Origin of the sequence: Bacteroides sp. ET489 (genome assembly GCF_030518095.1) — a bacterium.
Lineage (GTDB): Bacteria > Bacteroidota > Bacteroidia > Bacteroidales > Bacteroidaceae > Bacteroides > Bacteroides ndongoniae.
The window spans coordinates 53,114-63,629 of sequence record NZ_JAULLJ010000023.1 but is presented as its reverse complement, the minus strand read 5'-3'; the positions used below and the strand labels follow the sequence as shown (position 1 = coordinate 63,629).

Annotated in this window: 10 protein-coding genes; all 10 read left to right on the top strand. The window is 46.7% G+C overall.

The features are described from left to right. The first annotated feature begins 441 nt into the window (after positions 1-441). Entirely contained in the window at positions 442-699 is a 258-nt protein-coding gene (locus tag Q3C19_RS12655) for a hypothetical protein (RefSeq protein ID WP_302729735.1), read from the top strand. 360 nt (positions 700-1,059) lie between these two features. Next, positions 1,060-2,559, top strand: coding sequence for a 2-isopropylmalate synthase (locus Q3C19_RS12650; RefSeq protein ID WP_071148848.1), 1,500 nt, complete (start codon positions 1,060-1,062; stop codon positions 2,557-2,559). 67 nt (positions 2,560-2,626) lie between these two features. Continuing rightward, positions 2,627-4,021, top strand: coding sequence for a 3-isopropylmalate dehydratase large subunit (gene leuC, locus Q3C19_RS12645; RefSeq protein ID WP_302729733.1), 1,395 nt, complete (start codon positions 2,627-2,629; stop codon positions 4,019-4,021). Between the two features lie 130 nt (positions 4,022-4,151). After that, positions 4,152-4,751 carry a 3-isopropylmalate dehydratase small subunit gene (leuD, locus tag Q3C19_RS12640; RefSeq protein WP_022162180.1) on the top strand — a complete coding sequence of 200 codons (600 nt, stop codon included), beginning with the start codon at positions 4,152-4,154 and terminating at the stop codon, positions 4,749-4,751. Positions 4,752-4,823: 72 nt separating this feature from the next. Next, the gene (locus Q3C19_RS12635) at positions 4,824-6,365 is read left to right on the top strand and encodes an alpha-isopropylmalate synthase regulatory domain-containing protein (protein ID WP_235817051.1); all 1,542 of its coding nucleotides are present in this window, start codon (positions 4,824-4,826) and stop codon (positions 6,363-6,365) included. A 2-nt stretch (positions 6,366-6,367) separates the two neighbouring features. Next, the gene (locus Q3C19_RS12630; RefSeq protein ID WP_022162178.1) at positions 6,368-6,607 is read left to right on the top strand and encodes a hypothetical protein; all 240 of its coding nucleotides are present in this window, start codon (positions 6,368-6,370) and stop codon (positions 6,605-6,607) included. A gap of 5 nt (positions 6,608-6,612) precedes the next feature. Then, positions 6,613-7,674, top strand: a complete 1,062-nt coding sequence (leuB, locus tag Q3C19_RS12625; RefSeq protein WP_022162177.1) for a 3-isopropylmalate dehydrogenase — start codon at positions 6,613-6,615, stop codon at positions 7,672-7,674. Positions 7,675-7,684: 10 nt separating this feature from the next. Next, on the top strand, positions 7,685-8,671 hold the full coding sequence (locus tag Q3C19_RS12620; protein WP_287642303.1) for a cation diffusion facilitator family transporter: 987 nt from the start codon (positions 7,685-7,687) through the stop codon (positions 8,669-8,671). 32 nt (positions 8,672-8,703) lie between these two features. Next, positions 8,704-9,630 (top strand): cysteine synthase A, encoded by a 927-nt coding sequence (gene cysK, locus Q3C19_RS12615; RefSeq protein WP_277122853.1) that lies wholly within the window; start codon positions 8,704-8,706, stop codon positions 9,628-9,630. A 33-nt stretch (positions 9,631-9,663) separates the two neighbouring features. Next, positions 9,664-10,512 (top strand): tetratricopeptide repeat protein, encoded by an 849-nt coding sequence (locus Q3C19_RS12610; protein WP_277122854.1) that lies wholly within the window; start codon positions 9,664-9,666, stop codon positions 10,510-10,512. Positions 10,513-10,516: the final 4 nt, after the last annotated feature.

The following is a 10,516-nucleotide window of genomic DNA, read 5'->3' as shown; positions in this document are numbered from 1 at the left end:
TATCCGCATACACACAGGAACTTTCCTTTTTCTTCAGGCACGGATGCCACGGAAAGCCACGGGGAAGGCCGCACCTGAAAGCGATAATCCCGCATGTTATTCTTTTGAATTGTTCCTTCCAAATACGCTAACTGTGCCGTTCCAGTGCAACAGTTACTGCACTGTTAGTGCACCAACTGTTGCACTGCGAGTGCACTGCCTACTGCACTGTGAGTGCAATAACTGGTGCACTCGCTGGGGATAACTGGGGAGTTTTAGAAGGACAGTAGGAAAGTGCATAAAATCCATATAGATGTACGCCAAGATATGATAAGTTTGTCGAATCTTGATGAGAAAGCTGTTTAAACTTAGGGTTATGATAGATGCTTTTTGTTGCACTGTGCTTTTTTATTGTATTTGCGGAGTATATAAGCATATTATTAATTAAAAAAGATTCGATTTATGAAGACTAAATTATTTTTGGCTGCTGCATTGGTGTTTTCGTTAACCATTATATCTTGTGGAAATAAGAAAAATGCTGCAACAGTTTCTGATACAACAGAACAAGTATGCGACTCCGCTTGCTGTAAAACTGCTAATGAGGCTTGTTGTGCAGGTGATAGTGTATGCAGTGGATCTTGCGATAATAAATGTTCGGGCAACTGTGAGAAAGCAGAATGCCCTAAAAAGAATTGTGATAGTAACTGTGCCAACAAATAATTGTAGGTATAGTATATAATATAAGAAGGCGCATCTTTTATATAGATGTGCCTTTTTGTATTATATTACTAGAATTTATTGCCAACAGGTTATAAAATGTCGTTTTTTAATTGAAAAAGTAACAAATTTGTTTGCTTGCTACGAAATATTCTATACCTTTGCAACGTTTAAAAGATAGAAGAAAATGATTCAGAACTTTACATATATTCTGCTGTGTGGTATTATTATTCTGCTAGGAAGATGTAGCGGAAGTGAGTGTCGTGCGTGAATATATGTAAGTTGAAGATATATAAAGCCTTTCTCACTTCCTTGTGTGAAAGGCTTTTTTTATGTACATAACTTATAAATACAATAAACAAGATGAGTGACAGATTATTTATTTTCGACACGACGCTCCGCGATGGTGAGCAGGTTCCGGGATGCCAGTTGAACACGGTGGAAAAGATTCAGGTAGCAAAGCAACTGGAATTGTTGGGAGTTGACGTGATTGAGGCCGGTTTCCCTATTTCAAGTCCGGGAGACTTTAATTCGGTGATTGAGATTTCAAAAGCTGTGACATGGCCTACTATTTGCGCATTGACACGTGCTGTACAGAAAGATATTGATGTAGCTGCCGAAGCTTTGAAATATGCCAAGCGCAAACGTATCCATACTGGTATCGGAACTTCAGATTCGCATATCAAATACAAATTCAATTCCAATCGTGAAGAGATAATCGAGCGGGCAGTAGCAGCAGTGAAATATGCGCGCCGTTTTGTAGACGATGTGGAATTTTATGCAGAGGATGCCGGTCGTACGGAAAATGAATATCTGGCTCGTGTTATTGAAGCGGTTATCAAAGCTGGAGCTACGGTAGTGAATATTCCTGATACAACAGGATATTGCCTGCCATCGGAGTATGGGGCAAAGATAAAGTACCTGATGGAGCATGTGGACGGTATTCACAATGCTATTATATCGACTCATTGTCATAACGACCTCGGAATGGCTACTGCTAATACCATGGCTGGCGTGCTGAACGGTGCCCGTCAGGTGGAGGTTACTATCAACGGTATTGGCGAACGTGCCGGAAACACGTCGCTCGAAGAAGTTGCCATGATTATCAAGTGCCATAAAGACATAGATATTGAGACGAACATCAATACTCAAAAAATATATCCGACAAGCCGTATGGTTTCCAGCCTGATGAACATGCCCGTGCAGCCTAACAAGGCTATTGTAGGTAGGAATGCTTTTGCGCATTCTTCGGGTATTCATCAGGACGGCGTGCTGAAGAATGTACAGACTTATGAAATCATCGATCCGCACGACGTCGGCATTGATGATAACTCTATTGTCCTGACAGCCCGTAGCGGACGTGCTGCATTAAAGAACCGTCTGGAAGTACTGGGAGTAAAACTCGATCAGGAAAAGTTGGATAAGGTTTATGAGGACTTCCTGAAGCTGGCCGATAAGAAAAAGGACATCAACGATGATGATATTCTGGTACTTGCCGGTGCTGACCGTTCGCACAATCACCGTATCAAACTGGAGTATCTGCAAGTGACCAGTGGTGTCGGTGTACGTTCGGTAGCCAGCCTTGGCCTGAACATTTCGGGCGAGAAGTTTGAAGCTGCGGCCAGTGGAAACGGTCCGGTAGATGCTGCCATTAAGGCGTTGAAGAAGATTATAGACCGCCAGATGACATTGAAGGAATTCACAATTCAGGCCATCAGTAAGGGCAGCGATGATATGGGTAAGGTTCACATGCAGGTAGAATATGATAACCGTGTTTATTACGGTTTCGGTGCCAATACCGATATCATTGCAGCATCTGTCGAGGCCTACATCGACTGTATCAATAAATTCAAGTTGGATTGATCTATACCTTATATATTATATAGCTTTCTCTTAAGCAATTGATTTGTATAAATAACTGTTTTAGAAAATGAATACACTGTTTGATAAAATCTGGGACGCCCACGTAGTACAGAAGGTAGAGGACGGCCCGACACAACTCTATATTGACCGTCTTTATTGTCACGAAGTGACCAGTCCGCAGGCCTTCGAAGGACTGCGTGCGCGTGGACTCCGTTGTTTCCGTCCTGAAAAGATATTCTGTATGCCCGACCATAATACGCCGACACACGATCAGGACAAACCTATCGAAGATCCGGTTTCGCGTAAGCAAGTAGATACGCTGGCTCGCAATGCCGAAGAGTTCGGATTGACACATTTCGGCATGATGAATCCTAAGAATGGTATTATACATGTGGTTGGCCCCGAACGTGGACTGACATTGCCGGGGATGACGATTGTCTGTGGTGATTCGCATACCTCAACTCATGGAGCGATGGGAGCGGTGGCATTTGGTATTGGAACCAGTGAGGTAGAAATGGTATTGGCATCGCAGTGCATACTTCAGACACGGCCCAAGACGATGCGTATTACCGTGGATGGTAAGTTAGGCAAGGGTGTAACAGCCAAAGACCTTGCACTCTACATGATGTCGAAAATGACAACCAGTGGCGCTACTGGCTATTTTGTAGAATATGCCGGTGAGGCTGTACGCAGCCTGACGATGGAAGGACGGTTGACGCTGTGCAATCTTTCCATCGAAATGGGAGCACGTGGTGGTATGGTAGCTCCCGACGAAGTTACATTTGCCTATATTAAAGGTAGGGAATATGCACCGAAAGGCGAAGACTGGGACAAGGCTGTGGCCTACTGGAAAACATTGAAAAGTGATGAAAACGCCGTATTCGACAAAGAAGTACGCTTCGATGCAGCCGATATTGAACCGATGATTACTTACGGAACCAATCCAGGTATGGGAATGGGCATTACACAGCACATTCCTACTACAGAAGGTATGGGCGAGGCTGCTCAGGCATCGTTCAGAAAGTCGCTCGACTATATGGGTTTCCAGCCGGGCGAACAGTTGCTGGGCAAACAGATTGATTATGTATTCTTAGGAGCATGTACCAATGGCCGCATCGAGGACTTCCGTGCTTTTGCCTCCATCGTAAAGGGACGGAAAAAGGCTTCGCACGTAGTAGCGTGGCTGGTGCCCGGTTCGTGGATGGTCGATGCACAGATACGCGAAGAAGGTTTGGACAAAGTACTTGCCGAGGCCGGTTTCGAGATCCGTCAGCCCGGTTGTTCGGCTTGTCTGGCAATGAACGATGATAAAGTGCCCGCAGGTAAGTATGCAGTATCTACTTCGAATCGTAACTTTGAAGGACGTCAGGGACCCGGTTCACGCACGTTGCTGGCCAGTCCGCTGACTGCTGCCGCTGCTGCTGTGACGGGTGTGATAACCGATCCGCGAGAACTTTTATAAATGAAGAATGAAGAATTAAGAATGAAGAATTTCCTCTGTGTGCAGCATATAGCGGATGTTTGTTCTTTGTTCTTGGTTCTTCATTCCTGAAAATTCTTAATTATTCATTCTTAATTCTTCATTCATCAAGATGAAACAGAAATTCAACATCATAACTTCTACCTGCGTACCTCTTCCATTGGAGAACGTAGATACAGACCAGATTATTCCTGCCCGTTTTCTTAAAGCCACTACCCGCGAGGAAAAGTTCTTTGGCGACAACCTTTTCCGTGACTGGCGTTACAATGCCGACGGAACTTTGAATAAGGATTTCGTGCTGAATAATCCTACTTACAGTGGTTGTATTCTTGTGGCCGGAAAGAATTTCGGTTCCGGTTCTAGTCGCGAACATGCTGCCTGGGCCATTGCCGGATATGGTTTCCGTGTAGTCATTTCCAGTTTCTTTGCCGATATTCATAAGAATAACGAACTGAACAACTTCGTATTGCCTGTAGTAGTAAGCGAAAGCTTCTTGCAGGAACTCTTCGACAGTATTGCTGCCAATCCGAAGGCTGAAGTCGAAGTAAATCTGCCAGCCCAGACCGTAACCAACAAGGTGACAGGCCGTAGCGAAACTTTCGAAATCAATGCTTACAAGAAGCATTGTCTGATGAACGGACTGGATGACATCGATTTCCTTGTAGAGAACAAAGGGAAGATAGAAGAGTACGAATCGAAAGTACGCGGATGACACTGATTTTACGAGATGGCCACAGGTTGTTTATACGTTGTGTCATCTGTATGCTATAATAACTGATAAATAATGAATCATCCAAAAATAGAAATAATGGACACCACGCTGCGCGACGGCGAACAGACCAGCGGTGTATCTTTCGTGCCTCATGAAAAGCTGATGATTGCTCGTCTGCTGTTGGAGGAGCTGAAGGTAGATCGCGTGGAGATAGCTTCAGCCCGTGTGTCCGACGGCGAGGCCAATGCCGTACGCATGATATGCGACTGGGCAGCACGTCGGGGCTTGTTGCAGCGTGTCGAAGTGCTTGGTTTTGTGGACGGGCATGCTTCTGTGGACTGGATACATGCTACCGGTTGTCGTGTTATCAACCTGTTGTGCAAAGGCTCGATGAAACATTGCACCTACCAGTTGAAAAAGACACCCGAAGAACATATTGCCGATATTCATGCTGTAGTCGATTACGCAGAGTCGCTTGATATGGAGGTGAATGTCTATCTGGAGGATTGGAGTAATGGAATGAAAGATTCGCCCGATTATGTTTTTCAGCTGATGGATGCATTGACTGGTACGGGTATTCGCCGTTTCATGTTGCCCGATACGTTGGGTATCCTCAATCCGTTGCAAGTGATTGAATACATGCGCAAGATGAAGAAGCGTTATCCGCAGGCACACTTTGACTTTCATGCTCATAACGATTACGATTTGGCCGTTTCCAATGTTCTGGCGGCTGTGTTAAGTGGTTGCCGCGGTTTGCACACAACAATCAATGGTTTGGGCGAACGGGCAGGAAATGCACCGCTGGCCAGTGTACAGGCCATTCTGAAAGACCACTTCAACGCCGTGACAGGCATCGATGAAAGTCGTCTGAACGAGGTTAGCCGCGTGGTAGAGTCGTACTCCGGTATTGCCATTCCTGCCAACAAACCTATTGTGGGCGAAAATGTCTTTACGCAGGTAGCGGGAGTTCATGCCGATGGTGATAACAAACGTAATCTCTACTATAATGACCTTCTGCCCGAACGCTTCGGCCGTCGTCGTGAGTATGCTTTAGGCAAGAATTCCGGTAAGGCCAATATCCGTAAGAATCTGGAAGATCTGGGACTGCAACTGGACGAGGAATCCATGCGCAAGGTTACCGAACGCATCATCGAACTGGGCGATAAGAAAGAACTTGTCACGCAAGAAGACTTGCCCTACATTGTTTCCGACGTCCTGAAACACGATGTCCGTACCGAGCGTGTCAAACTGAAGAGTTACATCGTCAATCTGGCTTATGGTCTCAAACCGATGGCTACCATCAAGGTGGAAATCAACGGACAGGAGTACGAGGAAAACAGTAGCGGTGACGGTCAGTACGATGCTTTTGTCCGTGCCTTGCGTAAAGTATATAAAGGCACGTTGGGACGGCGTTTCCCCATGCTGACCAATTATGCTGTCAGCATTCCGCCCGGAGGACGTACCGACGCTTTCGTGCAGACAGTCATCACATGGAGCTTCGATGACAAAGTTTTCCGTACCCGCGGTCTTGATGCCGATCAGACGGAAGCTGCTATCAAGGCTACGATGAAGATGCTGAACATGATAGAAGACGAATACGAAAACAAAAATTAGTGATGAGAAAGATTGTATTGAAGCCTTGGCAACTTTATGTGCTGATATTCATTCTGGTGCTGGGTGTCAACGTCGGTTTGCGTTGGCTCAGTCCCGATAAGGAATGGAAAGACGGTAATTTGCTGGTGAATCTTGTGGTGTCAGCTTTGCTGACGTGCGGTTTCATTGCAGGCGACCGTCGGCTCCGTAAGAATAGAAAATACAAAGATAAAGTGAAAGAATTACTGAAGAATAACGAATAAACAATATGGAACTGAAAGTAGCAGTATTGGCCGGTGACGGTATCGGCCCCGAAATATCCGCCGTAGGTGTGGATGTAATGACCGCCGTTTGCGAGAAGTTTGGTCACAAGGTGACGTATGAATATGCCATTTGTGGTGCGCATGCTATCGATGAAGTGGGCGATCCCTTCCCCGAAGATACCTATAATATATGTAAGAATGCCGATGCTGTACTTTTTTCGGCAGTAGGCGATCCTAAGTTCGATAATGATCCTACGGCCAAAGTGCGCCCAGAACAAGGACTGCTGGCCATGCGCAAGAAACTGGGACTCTTTGCCAACATTCGTCCCGTACAGACTTTCAAATGTTTGCTTCATAAGTCGCCTCTGCGTGCCGAGCTGGTTGAAGGAGCTGACTTCCTCTGCATCCGTGAACTGACGGGCGGTATGTATTTCGGCGAGAAGTATCAGGATAATGACAAGGCATGGGATACGAACTATTACACTCGTCCCGAGATTGAACGTATCCTTCGCGTAGGTTTCGAATATGCCATGAAGCGTCGCAAGCATCTTACTGTGGTCGACAAGGCTAATGTTCTGGCTTCTTCCCGCCTTTGGCGTCAGATTGCTCAGGAGATGGCTCCGCAATACCCTGAAGTAACGACCGACTACATGTTTGTGGATAATGCAGCCATGAAGATGATTCAGGAACCGCGTTTCTTCGACGTGATGGTGACCGAAAATACTTTTGGTGACATTCTGACCGATGAAGGTTCTGTGATCAGTGGTTCGATGGGCTTGTTGCCTTCCGCTTCAACGGGAGAGAGTACACCGGTATTCGAACCCATCCACGGTTCGTGGCCACAGGCTAAAGGACTGAACATTGCCAATCCGCTGGCTCAGGTACTGTCTGTGGCTATGCTTTTCGAATATTTTGATTTGAAAGAAGAAGGCGCCCTTATCCGTCGTGCCGTTGACGCTTCGCTCGATGCCAATGTTCGTACCCCCGAAATTCAGGTAGAAGGTGGTGCCAAGTATGGTACAAAAGAAGTAGGTGCTTGGCTGGTGGATTATTTGAAGAAGGCTTGATGTAAGTCCGATGAAAGAAGAAGTTTTGAAACAGAGAGTGCAGCAGAAGATTCTGCTCCTCTCTTTTCTGATTCTTGTAGGGAAGTTCGTTGCTTATTGGCTGACAGATTCTGTCGGTATTCTGACCGATGCTCTTGAAAGTATTGTTAATGTTGCGGCGGGTGCCATGAGCTTGTATGCACTCTATTGGTCGGCTCGTCCTAAAGACAAGAGTCATCCTTTTGGTCACGGAAAGGTTGAGTTACTTTCGGCTTCGGTAGAAGGCATCATGATCAGTATGGCCGGGCTGATGATTATTTACGAAGGTATCAAACGGCTGTTCTTTCCGGTAGAAGTACAGCGGCTCGATATTGGTATTATCATTGTAGCACTTTCGGGTTTGCTGAATTATGCGATGGGATGGTACAGTATCCGTACAGGAAAGCGTTATTCATCTGTTGCACTGGTGGCAGGCGGCAAGCATTTGCAGTCGGATACCTATTCTACTATTGGGTTGGTAGCTGGTTTGTTGCTGCTGCATTTCACGCACATCATGTGGATAGATAGTGCGCTGGCATTACTTTTCGGATGTATTATCATTTTTACCGGCATATCTATTTTACGTAAGACTACTGCCAACTTGCTTGATAAAGCCGATGAAGTATTGTTGCAACAGCTGGCCGAAACTCTCAACGAGAAGCGTGGTCCTGAATGGATAGATATTCACAATACCAAAGTCATTAAGTATGGAAGTTTTCTGTATATGGATTGTGACCTTACCATACCTTGGTACTATACAATAGAAGAAGGACACAAATCGGGCGACCGGCTGAAGGCTGCCCTTGAGGAGCGTTTTGCTGACCGCATTCAGTTGACTGTCCATCTGGATCCTTGCAATATCTTTGACCGTTCGCGTTGCGATTGCTGTCCGTTGGAGTGCAAATACCGAAAAGAGGCTTTTAAACAATTGGAGACTATCAGTTTTACCTCTTTTGTGCGGTTGGAAAAGGAAGACTGATATTAAAATAAAATGAGATAATTAGTTGTGATATGCAGAAGATAGCAAAGAACCTTATCGACCTTGTAGGACATACGCGGCTTATGGAATTGTCAGCATACAGCCGTCTGCATGGTTTGTCTTGCCCGCTTGTGGCAAAACTTGAAATGTTTAATCCTTCGGGCAGTGTCAAGGCACGTACGGCATTGGCTATGATTGAAGATGCCGAGAAACGGGGTGTGCTGAAACCCGGTGCAACCCTGATTGAACCTACCAGCGGAAATACCGGTATTGGCCTTGCCATGGTAGCTACCATCAAAGGGTATCGGCTGGTGCTGACCATGCCCGAAACCATGAGTCTGGAACGTCGTAACCTGCTGAAAGCACTTGGAGCGGAAATTGTGCTGACACCGGGTGCCGAAGGTATGGCGGGCTCCATTGCCAAAGCCGAGGCATTGCGCGATGCTACGCCCGGTGCCGTTATTCTTCAACAGTTTGATAATCCGTCGAACGCTGCCGTACATGAATGTACGACCGGCGAAGAAGTGTGGGCCGATACGGACGGAAAGGTCGATGTCTTCGTGGCAGGAGTCGGGACGGGAGGTACAGTCAGCGGAGTAGCCCGTGCGTTGAAGAAACATAATCCTCGGGTTCGTGTAGTAGCTGTCGAACCGGCTGCATCGCCTGTACTCGAAGGCGGTAAGCCAGGACCACATCGCCTTCAAGGGATCGGTGCTAATTTCATACCGGGCAATTACGACGCTTCTGTCATAGATGAGGTTATTCCAGTGGTCGATGACGATGCTTTCCGTGCATCCCGCGAGTTGGCTGCTACCGAAGGACTGCTTGCCGGTATCTCTTCGGGTGCTGCGCTTCACGCCGCCAGTGTTTTGGCAAATCGGCCCGAGATGAAAGAGAAATGTATTGTTGTACTTTTGCCCGATACAGGCGAACGCTATATGTCATCAGGGTTGTATTGATTTGTTTTTTCCCTACTAATCCTTCTTTGACTTATGAAAAAAATTACGTTTTCTTTTCTTTTGGCAGCTTTCTCTATTCTTCCGGCTGCGGCGCAGACTTATAACGAATTGTGCGAGCGTGCGGTGGCAGCGACCGAACAGGACAGTCTTCAGCAGGCTGAGTCATACATCCGTCAGGCATTGCAGCTCGAACCTGCCAATCCGCATAATGCCTTGCTGTTTTCCAATCTGGGTACTATCCAGCGCCGGCAACACCGGTATGAACTGGCTTTGGAGTCTTATCGGATGGCATTGAACATCGCACCTATGTCCATTCCTATTTTGATGAATCATGCTACGCTTGCTTTGGAACTGGGGCAAGACGATAAAGCCCGTGCCGATTATTCTCAGGTTCTGGAGTTTGATCCGCACAATCGTGAGGCTTTGTTGATGCGTGCATATATCTACATGCAGCAGCGAAGCTATAAGTTGGCCCGTCAGGATTACGATACTTTACTGAAGGTGGAACCGCAAAGTTACAGTGGCCGGCTGGGACTGGCCACACTCTGTCAGCGCGACACTAAGTATGATGAAGCCTTGATGGTACTCGATGGAATGCTGGCCGATAAGGGTGGGGCGACACCTTATACGCCGCATGAACTGGCTGTTATCTACGTGGCCCGTGCCGGTGTGGAGCTGGATATGCTGAAAAGCGATCTGGCTATGCTTGATTTGGAGAAAGCTATTCAGCTCGACCCCAGCCAGGCCGAAGCCTATCTGATGCGTGGGCGTATTTATCTGCTTCAGAAGAAGAAGGCTCAGGCTAAACAAGATTTTGAAAAAGCAGTTTCGTTGGGAGTTCCTCAAAGCGAAGTCCGCGACTTGATGCGCCAGAGCAAATAAAGCG